The 18895-nt window shown below is 72.6% G+C and carries 15 protein-coding genes; 8 read left to right on the top strand and 7 right to left on the bottom strand.

What is annotated here, in order from left to right; genetic code table 11:
• The first annotated feature begins 127 nt into the window (after positions 1–127).
• On the top strand, positions 128–1174 hold the full coding sequence (locus tag ACZ7D7_RS07705) for a peptidoglycan-binding domain-containing protein (RefSeq protein ID WP_470823032.1): 1047 nt from the start codon (positions 128–130) through the stop codon (positions 1172–1174).
• Positions 1175–1240: 66 nt separating this feature from the next.
• On the opposite strand, the gene ACZ7D7_RS07700 is transcribed toward ACZ7D7_RS07705, so the two are convergent.
• From ACZ7D7_RS07700 to ACZ7D7_RS07690, 3 genes are read right to left on the bottom strand one after another with little or no spacing between them, the layout of a single operon-like run.
• Positions 1241–1582, bottom strand: coding sequence for an XRE family transcriptional regulator (locus ACZ7D7_RS07700; protein ID WP_470823031.1), 342 nt, complete (start codon positions 1580–1582; stop codon positions 1241–1243).
• Positions 1579–1926, bottom strand: a complete 348-nt coding sequence (locus tag ACZ7D7_RS07695) for a type II toxin-antitoxin system RelE/ParE family toxin (RefSeq protein ID WP_470823214.1) — start codon at positions 1924–1926, stop codon at positions 1579–1581. Before ACZ7D7_RS07695 ends, ACZ7D7_RS07700 begins: the two co-directional genes overlap by 4 nt.
• A gap of 29 nt (positions 1927–1955) precedes the next feature.
• Positions 1956–2738, bottom strand: a complete 783-nt coding sequence (locus ACZ7D7_RS07690; protein WP_470823030.1) for a sulfite exporter TauE/SafE family protein — start codon at positions 2736–2738, stop codon at positions 1956–1958.
• 360 nt (positions 2739–3098) lie between these two features.
• Between ACZ7D7_RS07690 and ACZ7D7_RS07685 the strand changes: the two genes are divergently transcribed.
• The 4 genes from ACZ7D7_RS07685 to ACZ7D7_RS07670 all read left to right on the top strand — a co-directional run bounded on the left by ACZ7D7_RS07685 (position 3099) and on the right by ACZ7D7_RS07670 (position 8665).
• A complete protein-coding gene (locus ACZ7D7_RS07685) occupies positions 3099–4313 on the top strand; it encodes an NAD(P)/FAD-dependent oxidoreductase (protein WP_470823029.1) in 1215 nt (404 codons plus the stop codon).
• Entirely contained in the window at positions 4313–6928 is a 2616-nt protein-coding gene (gene nirB / locus ACZ7D7_RS07680) for a nitrite reductase large subunit NirB (protein ID WP_470823028.1), read from the top strand. The genes ACZ7D7_RS07685 and nirB overlap by 1 nt, the downstream gene beginning before the upstream one ends.
• Positions 6925–7284 (top strand): nitrite reductase small subunit NirD, encoded by a 360-nt coding sequence (gene nirD, locus ACZ7D7_RS07675; RefSeq protein WP_470823027.1) that lies wholly within the window; start codon positions 6925–6927, stop codon positions 7282–7284. Before nirB ends, nirD begins: the two co-directional genes overlap by 4 nt.
• 226 nt (positions 7285–7510) lie before the next feature.
• Positions 7511–8665, top strand: coding sequence for an alkaline phosphatase PhoX (locus tag ACZ7D7_RS07670; protein WP_470823026.1), 1155 nt, complete (start codon positions 7511–7513; stop codon positions 8663–8665).
• Between the two features lie 140 nt (positions 8666–8805).
• Here the strand turns inward: ACZ7D7_RS07670 and ACZ7D7_RS07665 are convergent, their stop codons facing one another.
• The 3 genes from ACZ7D7_RS07665 to ACZ7D7_RS07655 form a co-directional block, all read right to left on the bottom strand.
• On the bottom strand, positions 8806–9462 hold the full coding sequence (locus ACZ7D7_RS07665; protein ID WP_470823025.1) for a hypothetical protein: 657 nt from the start codon (positions 9460–9462) through the stop codon (positions 8806–8808).
• A gap of 222 nt (positions 9463–9684) precedes the next feature.
• A complete protein-coding gene (gene ppdK, locus ACZ7D7_RS07660; protein WP_470823024.1) occupies positions 9685–12432 on the bottom strand; it encodes a pyruvate, phosphate dikinase in 2748 nt (915 codons plus the stop codon).
• Positions 12433–12871: 439 nt separating this feature from the next.
• Positions 12872–14104, bottom strand: coding sequence for an ROK family transcriptional regulator (locus tag ACZ7D7_RS07655; protein ID WP_470823023.1), 1233 nt, complete (start codon positions 14102–14104; stop codon positions 12872–12874).
• A gap of 364 nt (positions 14105–14468) precedes the next feature.
• Here ACZ7D7_RS07655 and ACZ7D7_RS07650 point away from each other — a divergent pair, with 364 nt between their 5' ends.
• Positions 14469–16406: an amylo-alpha-1,6-glucosidase gene (locus ACZ7D7_RS07650; RefSeq protein ID WP_470823022.1), complete on the top strand. Its 1938-nt coding sequence runs from the start codon at positions 14469–14471 to the stop codon at positions 16404–16406.
• Positions 16407–16556: 150 nt separating this feature from the next.
• Here the strand turns inward: ACZ7D7_RS07650 and dusB are convergent, their stop codons facing one another.
• On the bottom strand, positions 16557–17711 hold the full coding sequence (dusB, locus tag ACZ7D7_RS07645) for a tRNA dihydrouridine synthase DusB (RefSeq protein ID WP_470823021.1): 1155 nt from the start codon (positions 17709–17711) through the stop codon (positions 16557–16559).
• Positions 17712–17844: 133 nt separating this feature from the next.
• Here dusB and ACZ7D7_RS07640 point away from each other — a divergent pair, with 133 nt between their 5' ends.
• Together ACZ7D7_RS07640 and ACZ7D7_RS07635 are read left to right on the top strand one after the other, a co-directional pair.
• A complete protein-coding gene (locus ACZ7D7_RS07640) occupies positions 17845–18051 on the top strand; it encodes a hypothetical protein (RefSeq protein WP_470823020.1) in 207 nt (68 codons plus the stop codon).
• Between the two features lie 117 nt (positions 18052–18168).
• Entirely contained in the window at positions 18169–18801 is a 633-nt protein-coding gene (locus ACZ7D7_RS07635) for a GNAT family N-acetyltransferase (protein ID WP_470823019.1), read from the top strand.
• The last annotated feature ends 94 nt before the right edge of the window (positions 18802–18895 follow it).

Genomic DNA, 18895 nt, shown 5'->3' with positions numbered 1-18895 from the left:
TGGAGGTTCCGTGGAGGGCGAGGATGTAGCGCAACTGTCATGGGCGACGTGAACGACTGAATGTCATGTACGGGTCATGATGGTCGAGGAGCTCACGACACACTCCCTGCCCCCACCAGGAGGACCGATGTCCAGGCACTCCCGCACCACACGCAAGGCCACCGTCGCCGTCGCCGTGGCTTCGGCCGCGGCCCTCGGGCTCGGCGGTCTGCTGGTCGGCCAGACGGCGTCCGCCGCGCCCGCCGACCGGACGACCGCACAGACCGTCGCCCAGACCACCGCCCAGCACTCCGCCCGTGTCGGCACCGCCGCCGCCCCGACCGTCACCCGGGCCGAGGTGCTGCGCCGCGCGGCGACCTGGCTCACGGCCAACAACGGCGGCCCGGTGCCGTACAGCCAGACCAGGGTGTGGTCCGACGGCTACCGGCAGGACTGCTCGGGCTACGTCTCGATGACGCTCGGCCTGTGGAAGCCGGGCCCCAACACCGTCGGCCTGGCGGGCGACCGGAGCCTGACGACGCCGATCACCCTGGGCAGCCTCCAGCCCGGCGACCTGCTCATCGACGCCGACGGCACCAACACCACCCGTCACGTCGTCATCTTCGAGAAGTGGACGGACTCCTCGCGCACGTCGTACTGGGCGTACGAGCAGCGCGGCACCTACGGCACCACCCACCGCACGCTGAGCTACGGCCTGAGCGCCGGAAGCGAGTACAAGCCGTACCGTCCCGTGAACATCGCCGACGACGGCACCACCCCGCCGCCGTCCACCGGCACGTGGCCGACCCTCAGCAAGGGCGAGAGCGGCACGGACGTCAAGACCGCCCAGTACCTGCTCGGCAGCCGCGGCTACAGCCTCACCGCGGACGGCGTCTTCGGCACCGACACCGACGCCAAGGTCCGGGCCTTCCAGCAGGCCAGGGGCCTCACGGTGGACGGCGTGATCGGGGCGCGGACGTGGTCCGCCCTGATCAGCACCGTGAAGGAGGGCTCCACCGGGGACGCGGTGCGCGCCGCGCAGCTCCAGCTCAACGCCCAGGGCAACAGCCTCACCGCCGACGGCGTCTTCGGCTCGGCCACGGCCGCCGCGACCCGCGGCTTCCAGCAGTCCCACGGCCTGACGGTGGACGGCATCGTGGGACCGGACACATGGCGGGCGCTGGTCGCCGGCTGACCGGGCCGGCCGCCGGCGGGCCGGGGCCCTGGCTCCGGCCCGTCACGCGCCCGACAGTGCTTTGCCTTACCCCAGCACAAGCGATTCGTCGCCGAAGTCGGCCACGAGCTTGAGCTTTCCACCGAGGGCTTCGACGTAGGCGGCCAGCGTGTCGACCTCGGAGCGACTGAGCGCGCCCTTCTCGATGGCCGAGACGCGCCCCTGAGTGACGCCGAGGATCTTGGCCACCGCTGTCTGCGTCATGTGCTGGCGCTTGCGGACCTCGGCGAGGCGGTAGGCGCGCACTTCGGACAGGAGCACGGCAGTGCCATGTTCGATCTCCTTCTCCTCCTCCGGGGAGAAGTCGAACTCCTCTTTGAGGTCGTCCCAGTCGACGGCGTTCGCAGTGCTCTGCTTCTTCACGCTCATGACTCCTCTCTGTACGCCCCGTACGCCTCTTCCGCTTCCTTGATCGCCGTCCGGTACCACCCGGACCAGTTACCGGCCTTGTCGCCGCCGACCAGGACCACAGCGTTCCGCTCGGGATCGAACACGAACAACAATCTCACCTCACTCGGTCCGCACGAGCCAGGCCGTAATTCCTTGAGGTTCGGCAGAGCCGAGCCGTTGATCCGGTCAACGAGAGGGCGCCCCAAGGCGGGGCCTTCGATCTGCAGAACGTTGAGCGCCTGCGCGATCTGGACCAGCGTGCCCCTGTCGGTCTGACGGAGACGGGGCGCCTTGGCCCTACAGCGCACGGCCCCAGGAGTCACACTCTGGGCGTTCGCCCCGTGCGGGAGTCTCACGCCACCCACTGCTCGTACGCCAGCTTCGCCACCAGGGCGAAGACCACCGTGAGCAGGACGGCGCGGACGAAGCCGCTGCCCTGTTTCAGGGCGGTGCGGGCGCCGAGGGTGCCGCCCGCGAGGTTGAAGACGGCCATCAGCGCGGCCAGTTGCCACAGCACCGTGCCCTGCCAGGCGAACGTGGCGAGCGCGCCGGCGTTGGTGCAGCAGTTGACGATCTTGGCGGTGGCGGAGGCGGCGACCAGGTCGAGGTGGAGCAGGGCCGTGAGGGCGAGGACCAGGAACGTTCCGGTGCCGGGGCCGACCAGGCCGTCGTAGAAGCCGATGCCGAGGCCCGCCAGGCCGATCGCGGCGAGGACGCGGCGCGGGCCCGCCGGGCCGGGGGCGGGCGCGGTGCCGAAGGCGGGCTTGAGGATCACGAAGGCGGCGACGGCCAGCAGCACCACCATGATCACCGGCTTGAGGACCTCGGTGCTCATCCCGGCCGCGAAGAACGCGCCCGCCGAGGACCCGGCGAGGGCGGCCAGGCCGATCCGCACGGCGGTGCGCACGTCCACCCGCGTCTTGCGGGCGTACGTCACGGCCGCGCCCGTCGTGCCGACGATGGCGACCGCCTTGTTGGTGCCGAGCGCGTAGGCGGCCGGGGTGTTCGCGGGCAGTCCGAGCAGCAGCGCCGGCAACAGCAGCAGGCCGCCGCCGCCCACCACGGCGTCGATCCAGCCGGCCGCGAGCGCGGCCACGCACAGGACGACGACCATGGTCAGGGATATGTCGGGCATGATCGCGACCCTATCCCGCCCCAGTCGCGCCCCCGATTCCGGCCGCCCGTCGCCCCCGCCCAGCCGGAAGGCGCTCCCGACTCCGGGCGGCCGTCACCCTCACCCCAGCCAGTCGTAGACGATGTCCCCCGCCCTGTCCCGCCCTGTCCCGCCCTGTCCCGCCCTGTCCCGCCCTTCCCCACCCCGCCCGGCCCCGAGGTCGTCCCGGGGCGGTGTCCGGCACCGGGGCCCGTCTCACACAGGGCCCGGGGCCGGGGCACGGAGCCTCACATGCGGCCCGTGTCGTCGCTGAGGGCAGCGTTCCGCGCGAGAAACAGTTGCGATGCTGCCGGGAAACACCCGCACCGCACGCTCCTGGACATGACCTCGAATACGCGTGTGGTGGTGATCGGCGCCGGGCTCGCGGGCGTACGGCTCGCCCGGCGGCTCGGTGAGCTCGGCACGCCCGCGCTGCTGATCGGCGAGGAGGAGCACCGGCCGTACAACCGGGTGCTGCTCGCCGAGGTGCTGGCCGGGCGGTACAGCCCCGAGGTGATCGCCCTGCCGACGCCCGCGGAGCTGACCCGCGCCCGGGTCACCGGCATCGACCGCGCGGCGCGGACCCTGAGCTGCGCCGACGGCTCGGCGATCGCGTACGACAAGCTCGTGCTGGCCACCGGCTCCAACCCGAAGCTGCCGCCGCTGCGCGGGCTGTTCACCGAGGACCACGAACTGCCCGAGGGCGTGCACGCGTTCCGCACCATGGACGACTGCCTCGGCCTGTCGAAGGCCGTCCGGCCCGGCGTCCACGCCGTCGTCATCGGCGGCGGGCTCCTCGGGGTCTCCGCGGCCCGCGCCCTCGCCGTGCGCGGCGCGCAGGTCGTGCTGGCCCAGCAGTCCGAGCGGCTCATGGAGCGCCAGCTCGACCCGAACGCCTCCCGGCTCGTCCACCGGCACCTGCTGGACCTCGGCGTCGAGGTCCACACCGAGTGCCGGGTGCGCGACGTGCGCTGCGTCGGCGGCGCCGTCCGCTCCGTGGAGATGGCCGACGGCTACGCCCTCGACGCCGACCTCGTCGTCCTGGCCTGCGGCGTCCACCCGCGCGTGGGCCTCGCCCGCGACGCCGGCCTCGCCGTCCACAAGGGCGTGATCGTGGACGACGAACTGCGCACCTCCGACCCGCACATCCACGCCGTGGGCGACTGCGCCCAGCACGACGGCACGGTGTACGGGCTGGCCGCCCCGGCCCTGGAGCAGGCCGACGCCCTGGCCGAGGTGCTCGCCGGGGACGGCACCGCCCGCTACACCGGCACCCGCTCCCTGACCCGGCTCACGCTCTCCGGGCAGACCGCCTTCGACCTCGCCGCGTTCGGCGAGACGGAGCCCCGCCCCGGCGACGACGTCGTGCAGCTCGCCGACGCCACCCGCGGCACCTACCGCAAGGTCGTCGTCCGCGACGACCGCCTGGTCGGCGGGGTCCTCGTCGGCGAACTCGGCACCGTCGGCGCGCTCGCGCGCGCCTGGGAGGGAGCAGAGCCGCTCCCCTCGGCCGGCGGTCCCCTGCTCCACCTGCTCACCAACGACGGAGGCTCCTGATGACCGCCACCCAGGGGACTGCCCCCACGATCGTGCTCGTCGGCCACGGCATGGTCGGCCAGCGCTTCCTCGAAGCGCTCGCCGAGCGCGGCCTGACCGCCACGCACCGCGTGGTCGTGCTGTGCGAGGAGCCGCGGCCGGCGTACGACCGTGTGCAGCTCACCTCGTACTTCTCGGGGAAGACGCCCGACGACCTGTCGATGACGGACATGGCGTTCATCGCCGAGCACGGCATCGAACTGCGCGTCGGGGACCCGGCGGAGAGCGTCGACCGCGAGGCGCGGCGGGTGACGGCCCGCTCCGGGCTCGTCGTCGACTACGACGTGCTCGTGCTGGCCACCGGCTCCTACCCGTTCGTGCCGCCCGTCCCGAACAAGGACGCCACGGGCTGCTTCGTGTACCGCACCATCGAGGACCTCCTCGCCATCGAGGAGTACGCCAAGACCGCGACGACCGGTGCCGTCGTCGGCGGCGGTCTGCTCGGCCTGGAGGCGGCGGGCGCGCTCAAGGGCCTCGGACTGACCTCCCACATCGTGGAGTTCGCGCCCCGGCTGATGCCCGTGCAGGTGGACGAGGGCGGCGGCGCGGCGCTGCTGCGCACCATCGAGGACATGGGCCTGTCCGTCCATACGGGCGTCGGCACGCAGGAGATCGTGGTCGGCGAGGACGGCGCGGTCACCGGCATGAAGCTGTCCGACGGCTCCGAACTCGCCACCGACATGGTGGTGTTCTCCGCCGGTGTGCGCCCCCGCGACCAGCTGGCCCGCGACTGCGGCCTGACGGTCGGCGAGCGCGGCGGCATCGCGGTCGACGAGCAGTGCCGCACGGTGTCCGACCCGCACGTCTTCGCGATCGGCGAGTGCGCGCTGGCCGCCGACGGCCGGGTGTACGGCCTGGTCGCGCCCGGCTACGAGCAGGCCGAGACGGCGGCGGCGACCATCGCCGACGACGAGGCCGCGTTCACCGGCGCCGACCTGTCCACCAAGCTGAAGCTGCTCGGCGTCGACGTGGCGTCCTTCGGCGACGCGCACGGCACCGCCGAGGACTGCCTGGACGTCGTCTACTCCGACTCCCGCGCGGGCCTCTACAAGAAGCTGGTCATCGGCCGGGACGGCACGCTGCTCGGCGGCATCCTGGTCGGCGACGCCGAGGCGTACGGCACGCTGCGCGCGTTCACCGGCTCGGTGCCGCCGGTCTCGCCGGAGTCGCTGGTGCTGCCGGCCGGTGCCGGGGCCCCGGCACAGCTCGGCCCGTCCGCGCTGCCGGACGACGCGATCATCTGCTCCTGCCACAACGTCAGCAAGGGCACCATCCGCGGCGCGGTCACCGACCACCAGTGCACCACGGTGCCCGAGGTGAAGAAGTGCACCAAGGCCGGCACGGGCTGCGGCTCCTGCGTGAAGGTCCTCGGCCAGCTCGTCACGGCGGAGCTGGAGGCGAGCGGCGTCGAGGTCGACAAGGGCCTGTGCGGCTGCTTCTCGCAGACCCGCGAGGAGCTGTACGAGATCGTCCTCGCCCTGCGCGTCGGCTCCTACCAGGAGCTGCTGGACCGGCACGGCCGGGAGGAGGCCCGGGGCGGCGACGGCTGCGAGATCTGCAAGCCGACGGTCGGCTCGATCATCGCCTCCCTCGCTCCGGCGATCGGCGCGAGCGGCTACGTCCTCGACGGCGAGCAGGCCGCCCTCCAGGACACCAACGACCACTTCCTGGCCAACCTCCAGAAGAACGGCTCCTATTCGGTCGTGCCGCGCATCCCCGGCGGTGAGATCGCCCCGGAGAAGCTGATCGTGATCGGCGAGATCGCCCGCGACTTCGGCCTCTACACGAAGATCACCGGCGGTCAGCGCATCGACATGTTCGGCGCGCGGGTGGAGCAACTCCCGCTGATCTGGGCCCGCCTGGTCGACGCCGGCTTCGAGTCCGGGCACGCGTACGGCAAGTCGCTGCGCACCGTGAAGTCCTGCGTGGGGCAGACCTGGTGCCGCTACGGCGTCCAGGACTCGGTCCGCATGGCCATCGACCTGGAGCTGCGCTACCGGGGCCTGCGCTCCCCGCACAAGCTGAAGTCGGCGGTCTCCGGCTGCCAGCGCGAGTGCGCGGAGGCCCAGTCGAAGGACTTCGGCGTGATCGCCACCGCCAACGGCTGGAACCTGTACGTCGGCGGCAACGGCGGCGCCACCCCGCGCCACGCGGACCTCCTCGCGCAGGACCTCTCCGACGCCGAACTGGTCCGCCTCATCGACCGGTTCCTGATGTTCTACATCCGCACCGCCGACCGCCTGGAGCGCACGTCGACCTGGCTGGAGCGGATCCCGGGCGGCCTGGACCACGTACGGGACGTCGTCGTGCACGACTCGCTCGGCATCTGCGACGAGCTGGAGTCCCTGATGCGGGCCCACATCGCGCACTACCGCGACGAGTGGGCCGAGACCATCAACGACCCCGAGAAGCTGGCCCGGTTCGTGTCCTTCGTGAACGCGCCCGACACGCCCGACCCGGTCGTCGCGTTCGTCCCCGAGCGCGACCAGATCAAGCCCGACCTGCCGCTGCTGACCATCGGCATGCGACCGACGGAATCCACGGAATCCGCCCTGGAAGGAAGCGCCCAGCGATGACTCTGGCACTCGAGACGACCGGGCTGAAGGTCCAGCTGCGGCTGACGGACGGGACCGACGACTGGTTCACCGTCTGCGACCTCGGCACGCTGCTCCCCGGCCGCGGTGTGGCGGCCCTGCTGCCCGACGGGCGCCAGGCGGCCCTCTTCACCGACCGGGCCGGCAAGCTCTACGCGATCGACAACCGCGACCCGTTCACCGGCGCGACCGTTCTGTCCCGCGGCCTGACCGGCACCCACCGGGGCCGCCCGTTCGTCGCCTCGCCGCTGCTGAAGCAGCGCTTCGACCTGGAGTCCGGCCAGTGCCTGGACGAGGACGGGGTGCGGGTGGCGACGTACGAGGTGCGCGCCTCGTAGCCGTACACCGAGCCGGTGGGGCCGCCCGTCGCACGGGGCGGCCCCACCGGCCTGTCGAAAACTCTCTTGAGGGCTCGTCACCACGTGTCCGTGAGGGCTTGTCACTCGGCCGTACACCCCCGTCACGACCCGTACATGACACGTCCACCCTGCGCCCTTAGCGTCCGTCAGCGCACGACCCCGACGCCGACCGGCGGCGGGGCGGTCACGGCACCTTGGAGCAGCAGTGGAACGTCGTACCCTCCTGCGTGCAGCAGTCCTCGGCGGTTCGTCCGCCGCCCTCGGCGGGACCCTGTGGCGCGGCGCCGCGTACGCCGCGCCGGCCCAGCCCGGCGCCGGTCCCTACGGCCCGCTGGGCGCGCCCGACGCCAACGGCATCCGGCTCCCCAGCGGCTTCACCAGCCGGGTCGTCGCCCGGTCCGGCCGGACGGTCACCGGCACGTCGTACACCTGGCACAACGCCCCGGACGGCGGCGCCTGTTACGCCGACGGCAGCGGCTGGATCTACGTGTCCAACTCCGAGATCACCCCGTCGGGCGGCGCGAGCGCGCTGAAGTTCTCCTCGACCGGCACGATCACGTCGGCGTACCGCGTCCTGTCCGGCACGCGGCAGAACTGCGCGGGCGGCACGACCCCGTGGAACACCTGGCTGTCCTGCGAGGAGGTGGACCGCGGCTACGTCTACGAGACCGACCCGTGGGGCGTGAAGGCGGCCGTGCGGCGCGACGCGATGGGCCGCTTCAAGCACGAGGCGGCGGCGGCCGACCCGGTGCGCCGGGTCGTCTACATGACGGAGGACGTGTCGGACGGCTGCTTCTACCGCTTCCGGCCGACCACGTGGGGCGACCTGTCCTCCGGCACCCTGGAGGTCATGGTGGCGGGCACCGGCACGAGCGGCCCGGTGACCTGGGCCCGCGTCCCGGACCCGACCGGCGCCACCGCCACCCGCGGCCAGGTGTCCGGCGCCAAGCGGTTCAACGGCGGCGAGGGCTGCTACTACGCGAACGACACCTGCTGGTTCACCACCAAGGGCGACGGCCGGGTCTGGCAGTACAACGCCGCGGCCCAGACGATCGAACTCGCCTACGACGACTCCCTGGTGTCCGGCACGGCCCCGCTGACCGGCGTGGACAACGTCACGGGCTCCTCGTCCGGCGACCTGTTCGTCGCGGAGGACGGCGGCACCATGGAGATCTGCGTGATCACGCCGGACGACGTGGTGGCGCCGTTCCTGCGCGTCGACAACCAGTCGTCCTCGGAGATCACGGGCCCGGCGTTCTCCCCGGACGGCACCCGCCTGTACTTCTCCAGCCAGCGCGGCACGACGGGCACCTCGTCGGGCGGCATCACGTACGAGGTGAAGGGCCCGTTCCGGGTCTGACGCGGCGACGGCGGGGCGAGGCAGGGGCGGGGCGGCATCACCCACCGGTGGCCGCCCCGCCCGTCGCGCCACCCCCTGCCACTCCGTACCGCCCGTAACGCCCGTGCCACCGCGTGCCGCCCCGTGACATGAGGTCCGCGTCAGAGGGACAGCAGCAGGGAGTCCTCCTTGCCCTTGCGGCGGCGCACGTATCCGCGCCGCCCCGCGAGCAGCGTCAGGAGCGTCCACGTCACGACGCCGGCGATCAGTCCCTGGAGCCGCCCGGCCGGGTCCACCTCGTCGGCCTCCTCCATCGGCACGACGCCCTCCGGGTCGAGGACGACATCGAGCCGGTCGCCGACCTCGGGCGCCCAGGCGTCGCCGTTGTAGGTGAACTTCTCCGGCAGTTCCTCGCCGTCGGCGGTGCGCAGCGTGTACCGGTGGTTCTTGCCGCCCGTCTCCTCGGCACTGTCGGCCACGATCACGACGCTCTCGCGCACGCCCCGCGCCTGAAGCGCCGCCTCGGGCGCGTACTGCACGGCGCCGACCAGGATGAACACGCCGGGCACGAAGGACAGCAGGGCGATCCACGCGGCGCGGTGCAGCAGCGCCAGCAGCACGGCGAACGCCAGGCACAGCAGGACCCCGACGCCGATCGGGACGGCCACCCAGCGCAGGGCGAGGTAGGACACCCCCGCGGTGACCGCCGCCGCGCCCCACCCGAAGACCAGCACGGCGAGCGTCCGCCGCACGAGCCGGCCGGTGTCGACGGCGTATCCGCCCATGCTGCTCAACGGCCTGATACCGCTCCTGCGCATGCCTGCTGACACTGCTGCTCTCCCCCGCTGTCCGGCCATGGTGGCGCAAAGTCTCCGGCGCCGAACATTACCGGCCGCCCCGCGCGTGGACCCGCGCGTGAACGGAGGAGGACGGCACCCCCGCACAGGGTGCCGTCCTCCTTCCGCGGTCCGGAACCCGCCGCCCCGTCGGTGAGGGTCGTCAGGGTGACGGGCGGCGGTTCCGGCGTTCTCCGGTCGCGACTACCGGTGGTCGCTGCCCTTCGACGTGACCGCCGCACGGCCGGCCTCCAGGCGGGCGACCGGGATGCGGAACGGGGAGCAGGAGACGTAGTCGAGGCCGACCTCGTGGAAGAAGTGGACCGACTCCGGGTCGCCGCCGTGCTCGCCGCAGACGCCGAGCTTCAGGTCGGGACGCGTCTCGCGGCCCGCCTTCGCCGCCGACTTCACCAGGGAGCCCACGCCGTCCTTGTCGATCGTCTCGAACGGGGAGACGCCGAAGATGCCCTTCTCCAGGTACGCCGTGAAGAAGGAGGCCTCCACGTCGTCCCGGCTGAAGCCCCACACGGTCTGGGTGAGGTCGTTCGTGCCGAAGGAGAAGAACTCCGCGGCCTCGGCGATCTGACCGGCGGTCAGGGCGGCGCGCGGCAGCTCGATCATCGTGCCGATCGACAGCTTCAGCTCGGTGCCGGTGGCCTCCTGGACCTCGGCGATGACCCGGTCGGCCTCCTCGCGGACGATCTCCAGCTCCTGGACGGTGCCGACGAGCGGGATCATGATCTCCGCGCGCGGGTCGCCCTTCGCGCCCTTGCGTTCCGCCGCGGCCTCGGCGATCGCCCGGACCTGCATGGTGAACAGGCCGGGGATGACCAGGCCGAGGCGCACGCCGCGCAGGCCCAGCATCGGGTTCTGCTCGTGCAGGCGGTGCACGGCCTGGAGCAGGCGCAGCTCGTTCTCGTGCGGCTCCTGGCGGGACTCGGCCAGGGCGACACGGACCGACAGCTCCGTGATGTCGGGCAGGAACTCGTGCAGCGGCGGGTCGAGGAGGCGGACGGTGACCGGGAGGCCGTCCATCGACTCGAAGAGCTGGACGAAGTCCTGCTTCTGCAGGGGCAGGAGCTCCTTGAGGGACTCCTCGCGCTCGGCCTCCGTGTCGGCCAGGATCAGGCGCTCGACCAGCTCGCGGCGGTCGCCGAGGAACATGTGCTCGGTGCGGCACAGGCCGATGCCCTGGGCGCCGAACCGCCGGGCGCGCAGCGCGTCTTCCGCGTTGTCCGCGTTGGCGCGCACCCGCAGGCGGCGCTTGCGGTCGGCGAAGGACATCATCCGGTGCACGGCCTCGACGAGTTCGTCGGCGTCGTCGGCGCCCGGGTGCATCCGGCCCTCGAAGTACTCGACGACCGGGGAGGGGACCACCGGCACCTCGCCGAGGTAGACCTTGCCGGTCGAGCCGTCGATGGAGATGACGTCGCCCTCTTCGACGACGTGCCCGCCCGGTACGGTCATCCGGCGGCGCTTGGTGTCGACCTCGAGTTCCTCGGCGCCGCAGACACAGGTCTTGCCCATGCCGCGCGCGACGACGGCCGCGTGGGAGGTCTTGCCGCCGCGGGAGGTCAGGATGCCCTCGGCCGCGATCATGCCGTCGAGGTCGTCGGGGTTGGTCTCGCGGCGGATCAGGATGACCTTCTCGCCGGACCGGGACCACTTGACGGCGGTGTACGAGTCGAAGACGGCCTTGCCGACGGCCGCGCCCGGCGACGCCGCGATGCCCCGGCCGACCTGGGCGACCTTGGCGTTCTCGTCGAAGCGCGGGAACATCAGCTGCGCGAGCTGGGCGCCGTTGACGCGGGTGAGGGCCTCGGCCTCGTCGATCAGGCCCTGGTCCACGAGCTGCGTGGCGATGCGGAACGCGGCACCGGCGGTGCGCTTGCCGACGCGGGTCTGGAGCATCCAGAGCTGGCCGCGCTCGATGGTGAACTCGATGTCGCAGAGATCCTTGTAGTGGTTCTCCAGGGTCTCCATGATCTGCATGAGCTGGTCGTACGACTTCTTGTCGATCCTCTCCAGCTCCGCGAGCGGCACGGTGTTGCGGATGCCCGCGACGACGTCCTCGCCCTGGGCGTTCTGGAGGTAGTCGCCGTAGACGCCCTGGTGGCCGGAGGCGGGGTCGCGGGTGAAGGCGACGCCGGTGCCGGAGTCCGGGCCGAGGTTGCCGAAGACCATGGAGCACACGTTGACGGCGGTGCCGAGGTCGTGCGGGATGCGCTCCTGGCGGCGGTAGAGCTTGGCGCGCTCGCCGTTCCAGGAGTCGAAGACCGCGCGGATGGCGAGATCCATCTGCTCGCGCGGGTCCTGCGGGAAGTCGCGGCCCGTCTCGGTCTTGACGATCTTCTTGAAGCGGGTGACGAGCTTCTTGAGGTCGGCGGCCTCCAGCTCGGTGTCGACCGTGACCTTCTTGGCCGCCTTGGCCGCCTCCAGGGCGTCCTCGAAGAGGTCGCCGTCGACGCCGAGGACGGTCTTGCCGAACATCTGGATGAGGCGGCGGTAGGAGTCCCACGCGAAGCGGTCGTCGCCGGCCTGCTTGGCCAGGCCCTGCACCGACTTGTCGGAGAGGCCGATGTTGAGGACGGTGTCCATCATGCCGGGCATGGAGAACTTGGCGCCCGAGCGCACGGAGACCAGCAGGGGGTCGTCGGCCTGGCCGAGCTTCTTGCCCATCGTGGCTTCGAGGGCGTCGAGGTGCGCACTCACCTCGTCACGCAGTGCCGCCGGCTCCTCGCCACTGTCGAGGTAGGTCTTGCAGGCCTCGGTGGTGATGGTGAAGCCGGGTGGCACGGGGAGACCGAGGTTGGTCATCTCGGCGAGGTTCGCCCCCTTGCCGCCCAGAAGGTCCTTGAGGTCCTTGTTGCCCTCGGTGAAGTCGTAAACGAACTTCACGCCCTCAACGCTCTGGCCCGGCTGAGTTCCATGGGGATCTTTGTTTTCCGACACGGGTCTCGACTCCTCGAGGACGCGGTGGCTGCCCTGACGTCGGGGAATGTACCCAGATCGAAGGCACCTGGGTACGTCCACTTGCCCGTCATGAGCCTGTAACCACTCGTCCGCCAGCGGATCGAAAGTCAAAGCTTGGCAAGCCGTCGCCGGCGGATGTTTTCACTTCTTGAACGCATCAACGCCCGTAGACCACAGGTGGCGCTCGAATGAGCGGCTCTCAGCACGTCTGATTTCGATCGATGAACGATCAAGGGGTGGCACTCAGTGCCACCCCTTGGAGAAGTGCAGCCGCTCAAGATCCGCTCATCTGAGCGCAACCCTTATCAAGGGTGGCGAGAATCACGCTGCCACAGCCACCGGAATTTCACCATCCGGACGCCCTCCCGGACGCCGGTACGGAACGGAAACCCGCCCGTCACACCCCCGGATCCGGGAGTCACACCCCGAGCTCCACCAGGCGCTCCTCCACCCGCTCCGGCGCGTACAGGTGCTCCACGACCAGCGCCCCGGCGCCCACCAGACCGGCCCGCTCCCCCAGGTGCGAGGTGACGACCTCCAGATGAGCGGTGGAGCGGGGCAGCGCCCGCTGGTAGAGCAGTTCCCGCACGCCCGTCACGAAGGGTGTTCCGGCCAGATCCCCCGCGATCATCAGCACCCCGGGGTTGAGCAGCGTCACGACCGTCGCCAGCACGTCCCCGACCTGCCGCCCGGCCTCCCGTGCCAGCCCGACAGCCTCCGGGTGGCCGGACGCCAGCAGGTCCCGGACGTCCGAGCCGGACGCCGCCGGCACCCCGACCTCGGCCAGCCGCCGCGCGACGGCGCCACCGCTGGCGAGGGCGGCCAGACAGCCGTAGGACCCGCACCGGCACAGCGCCTCGGCGGCCTCCGGGACGCGGATGTGCCCGATGTCCCCGGCGCCGCCGTCCGTGCCGCGGTAGATCGAGCCGCCCACGACGACACCGGCGCCGATGCCGGTGGAGACCTTCACCAGCACGAACGCCGAGCAGTCCGGGTGTCCGGTGCGCTGCTCGCCGTACGCCATGAGGTTCGCGTCGTTGTCCACGAGCACCGGCACGGGGCCCGCGCCGGTGTGTTCCGTGAAGGCGGCGGCGAGGCGGCCCCGTATGTCGTAGCCGTCCCAGCCGGGCATGATCGGCGGCTGCACGACGCGGCCGGTCTCGCTGTCGACCGGGCCGGGCACCGCGAGGCCGATGCCGCAGACCTCGCCCGCGCCGCGGCCCGCCTTCACCAGCAGCTCGGCGAACCAGCGGCCGAGTTCGCCGAGGACGACGTCGGGACCGTCCTGGATGGCCAGCACCCCGGAGTGCTCGGCGAGCAGTTCGCCGCCGAGGGACAGCACCGCCGCGCGGGCGTGCCGGGTGTCGAGGTCGGCGGCGAGGACCACGGCGTGCCCGTCGTCGAACTCCAGCGTGATCGAGGGGCGCCCGCCCTGCGGCGAGTCCACCGGCCCGCCCGCGCCCTCGCGCAGCCAGCCGGCGCGGAACAGCCGGTCCAGGCGCTGGCCGACGGTGGCCCGGGACAGCCCCGTGACCTGCTGGAGCGCGCCGCGGGTGGTGGCGCGTCCGGTGCGCACCAGTTCCAGCAGGTCGCCGGCGCTCGGCTGGCCGCCCGATCTGCCGGCCCTGCCCTTCGTTCCGGATCCGTTCATGCGCACCCCCTTGTGTTTCCCAACCATGCATTACATATTGGGTTTTGCGTGTTAAATAGGCGTAACTCTACGGTAGCCACTGCCGAACCGGTCGGCCAGACGTCTCCAGGGAGCTCCGCGTGGACCGCAGGAACCGACTCCCCGTTCGAGCCGCCGCGCCCTCGCGTTCCGTCGACACCATTTCCCCATCTTCCCGCCCCGACCGCACCACACCCACCACCACGGGGCGCATCGCCCGCGATCCGGCCGCCGACCCGGCCCCCGCGGGGCTCACGCCCGACCTGATCCACGACACACCCGCCGGCCCCCTGAGGCCCGGCACGCTCGGCACCGGCGAAACAGCAGTCAAAGGAGGGGGCCGGGGATGACGGACCGGCATCATCTACTCGTGCACGGCGGGACGTTCGCCGCTGTGGGCGACGGCGGCGACATCAGCGGAGTGCGCAACGGCAGCTCCCCCGACGGACTGTTCGCGCGCGACGCGCGGCACCTGAGCCGGTGGCAGCTCACCGTCGACGGGGCGGTCCCCGAGACGCTGACCCCGGTCACCGGCGGGGACACCGCCCGCTGCGTGATGGTGCCGCGCGGCGGACGCCAGGAGCCGCCCGCCTACACGCTGTTCCGGGAACAGGCCGTCTCCGACGGCTCGTTCGTCGAGTCGCTGCGCGTCACCAGCAACCGTCCGGTGCCCACGACGGCGCACCTGGCGATCACCGCCGACGCCGACTTCACCGACCAGTTCGAACTGCGCTCCGACCACCGCACCTACCCCAAGCCCGGCGCCACCCGCACCCGCCAGGTCCTCCCCCACGGGGTCGAGTTCACCTACCGGCGCGGCACGTGGCAGTCCCGTACGACGGTGACCTCCGAGCCGGCGCCGGACGCCGTGGAGGAGACCGGCACCGGGGCGCGCCGCCTGGTGTGGGCGGTCGACCTGGAGCCGCACGGCACCGCCGAGCTGATCCTGCGCGTCATCGCCCGGCCGCACGGCGACAAGCGGGCCCTGAGGGTGCCGCGCTCGCCGTCCGCCGTGCACGAGCGGATCCTCGCCCGCGAGGAGGAGTTCGTGCGGGGCGTGGCGTTCCCGACCGGGTGGCCCGAGCTGGCCGCGGCCTGCGCCCGGGGCCTGTCCGACCTCGCCGCGCTCCAGGTCCCGGCGGCCGGACCCGACGGGGAGGAGCTGCGGGTCACGGCCGGCGGCGCGCCCTGGTTCCTCACCCTGCTGGGCCGCGACGCCCTGCTGACCTCGCTGTTCGCCCTGCCGTACCACCCGCAGCTGGCGGCGGCCACGCTCCCGGCGCTCGCCGCGACGCAGGCCACGGAGGGCGTCGCCCACGAGGTCGCCCAGCCCGGCAAGATCGTGCACGAGGTCCGGCAGGGCGAGCTGGCCCACTTCGGGCAGGTGCCGTACAGCCGGTACTACGGCTCGGTGGACGCCACGCCGCTGTTCCTGGTGCTGCTCGGCGCGTACGTCGAGGCGACCGGCGACACCGCCCTGGCCCGCCGCCTGGAACCGCACGCGCGGGCCGCCGTCGGCTGGATGCTGGACCACGGCGGGCTCACCTCGCGCGGCTACCTCGTCTACCGCGCCGACCGGGGCGGCCTCGCCAACCAGAACTGGAAGGACTCCCCCGGCTCCATCTGCTCCGCCGACGGCGACCGTCCCACCGGCCCGGTGATGGCGGCGGGCGCCCAGGGCTACGCGTACGACGCGCTGCGCCGCACGGCGTCGCTGGCGCGCGCGGTGTGGGACGACGAGGTGTACGCGGCGCTGCTGGAGCAGGCGGCGGCCGACCTGCGGGACCGCTTCCAGCGGGACTTCTGGATGCCGGACCGGGACTTCCCGGCGCTCGCGCTGGACGGCGAGGGCAACCGCCTGGACGCGCTGGCCTCCGACGCGGGGCACCTGCTGTGGTCGGGGCTGCTGGACAAGGAGCACGGCGAGCTGGTCGGCCGGCGGCTGCTGGAGCCGGACTTCTTCTCCGGCTGGGGCGTGCGGACGCTGGCGGCCGGGCAGCCGGCGTACCACCCGCTGTCGTACCACCGGGGTTCGGTGTGGCCGCACGACAACGCGCTGATCGCGCTGGGCCTGGCCCGCTACGGCCTGCACGACGAGGCGCGGGCCGTGGCGCACGGCCTGGTCGACGCGGCGAGGGCCACGGGCCACCGGCTGCCGGAGGTCCTCGCCGGATACGGCCGGGACACGCACCCGGAGCCGGTGCCGTACCCGCACGCGTGCGAGCGCGAATCCCGTTCGGCGGCGGCCCCGTTGGCGCTGCTCACGGCGGTCGGCGGCGCGTAGGCGGGGTTTCCTGCGCGGGAGGCCGGCGCGGCGTTCGCCGGTCGTTCTCGCGCCGCGTTGAACGCGGCACGCCCGCCGGCCGTACGGAACCCCGGCGGGCCCGTCCCCCACCGGGTCCGCCACCCGACGAACCCTCGACGGGGCGGGCCGTCAGCCGCCGGAGGTGTCCAGTTCGGCGTCCTCGCCGACGCCCGCGCAGTCGTACGGGTCCTTGAGCCAGCCGTCCGGCAGCACCACGCGGTTGTTGCCGGAGGTACGGCCGCGGGGCCCGTCGGCGCCGGCCGGCCAGGGCTGGTCGAGGTCCAGTTCGTCGAGCCCGGCGCGCAGTTCGGCCAGCGACGACGTGATCGCGAGCCGCTTGCGCATCTCGGAGCCCACGGCGAAGCCCTTCAGGTACCAGGCGACGTGCTTGCGGAAGTCGACGACGCCCTTCGACTCGTCGCCGATCCACTCGCCGAGCAGCGTCGCGTGCCGCACCATCACGTCGGCGACCTCCCGCAGCGACGGCCGCGCGAGTTCGTCGGTGCGGCCCTCGAAGGCGGCGACGAGGTCCGCGAACAGCCAGGGCCGGCCCAGGCAGCCGCGGCCCACGACCACGCCGTCGCAGCCGGTCTCGCGCACCATCCGCAGGGCGTCCTCGGCCGACCAGATGTCGCCGTTGCCGAGCACGGGGATCTCCGGGACGTGCTCCTTGAGGCGGGCGATGGCGTCCCAGTCGGCGGTGCCGCCGTAGTGCTGGGCGGCGGTGCGGCCGTGCAGGGCGATGGCGGTGACGCCCTCCTCGACGGCGATGCGGCCGGCGTCGAGGTAGGTGATGTGGTCGTCGTCGATGCCCTTGCGCATCTTCATGGTCACCGGCAGGTCGCCGGCGCCGCTGACGGCCTCGCGCAGGATGGCCCGCAGCAGGTTCCGCTTGTAGGGCAGGGCGGAGCCGCCGCCCTTGCGGGTGACCTTCGGGACGGGGCAGCCGAAGTTCAGGTCGATGTGGTCGGCGAGGTCCTCCTCCGCGATCATGCGGACGGCCTTGCCGACGGTCGCGGGGTCGACGCCGTACAGCTGGATCGAGCGGGGCCGCTCGGTCTCGTCGAACCTGATCAGCTGCATGGTCTTGTCGTTGCGCTCGACCAGTGCCCGGGTCGTGATCATCTCGCTGACGAACAGCCCCTTGCCGCCGCTGAACTCCCTGCACAGGGTGCGGAACGGCGCGTTGGTGATCCCGGCCATCGGCGCGAGCACGACGGGCGGCCGCACCTGGTGGGGGCCGATCCCGAGGGTGGAGGTCGTCGGGGATGTGGGCGTGGGCATTACCCCATTGTCACGCATGCCGCGGGGTGCTCGCGCGGACCGGGTCGGTCGCCCCGTGGGAGGGCGCCGCCCTGCTGATGCCGGTCTTGGGGCACACTCCTTCTCGTCCTTGTCCGCGGATGCCGGAGGCGTCATGCCCCAGATCGACACGAGCAAGGTGAGCCGCTTCGACCAGCACGGCCGACAGCACGTGGTGCACGTGCGGCGCACGGGAGTGCAGCGCACGATCCGGTGCGACACGTGCGGCTGGCGCCGGGGCGCGCAGTTCCTGCCGTGGCTGAAGGCCGAGGAGCACCTGGCCGAGGCCCACCAGGCGACGGTGGACCCGACGGAGGGGTGAGGGCGCCGGTGGGCCGGCGGCACGGGCGACGCGAGCGGGGGCGCGGGCGGTGGGAGGGTGGCGGGGCAGCGGGAAGACCCCTTGTGGGCGCGTTCCCAGGGCGGGCAGGATGCTGCGGTGACCACGTCTCCCGCCGTACGCCCCTACCGCCCCGAGGACCGGGCGGCCCTCGACGACATCTGCATCCGCACCGCGCACAACGGCCAGGACGCCCGCCCCGTGTACGCGGACCCCGGCATCCTCCCGGCGATCTTCGCGGCCCCGTACGTGCATCTGGAGCCGGAGCTGGCCTTCGTGCTGGACGACGGGCACGGGCGGGCGGTCGGCTACGTCATCGGCGCCGCGGACACCCCCGCCTTCGCGGCGGCCTTCCGCACGAAGTGGCTGCCGCTGGTCGCGGACCGCTACCCGGCGCCGGTCGGCCCGCCGGCCACGCCGGACGAGGTGATGCTGGGTCTGCTGCACGACCCGGAGCGGATGGTCGTGCCGGAGGTGGCGGACCACCCGGCCCACCTGCACATCGACCTGCTTCCCGAGTGGCAGGGCCGCGGCCACGGGCGCACCCTGATGCGGGCCCTGCTGACGGCCCTGCGGGACAGGGGCGTGCCGGCGGTCCACCTGTGCATGTCGACGGCGAACGTCCAGGCCCGCGCCTTCTACGACCGCGTGGGCTTCCACGAGATCGCCGTGCCGGACCCGGGCCCGGTCACCTACCTGGGTCGCACGACGGCGGACGCGGACCGGCTCTGACGGCGGCGCGGCCGGCTCGCGCGCGCGGGACGCCCGCGCCGGACGCGGAAACGCCCGCCCGCACCCCGGCGGACCGGGGGCGGACGGGCGTCTC

Source organism: Streptomyces sp. NPDC037054 (assembly GCF_055606745.1).
Note: the sequence above shows the minus strand (reverse complement) of the source record. Positions and strands in the feature narration are given on the sequence as shown.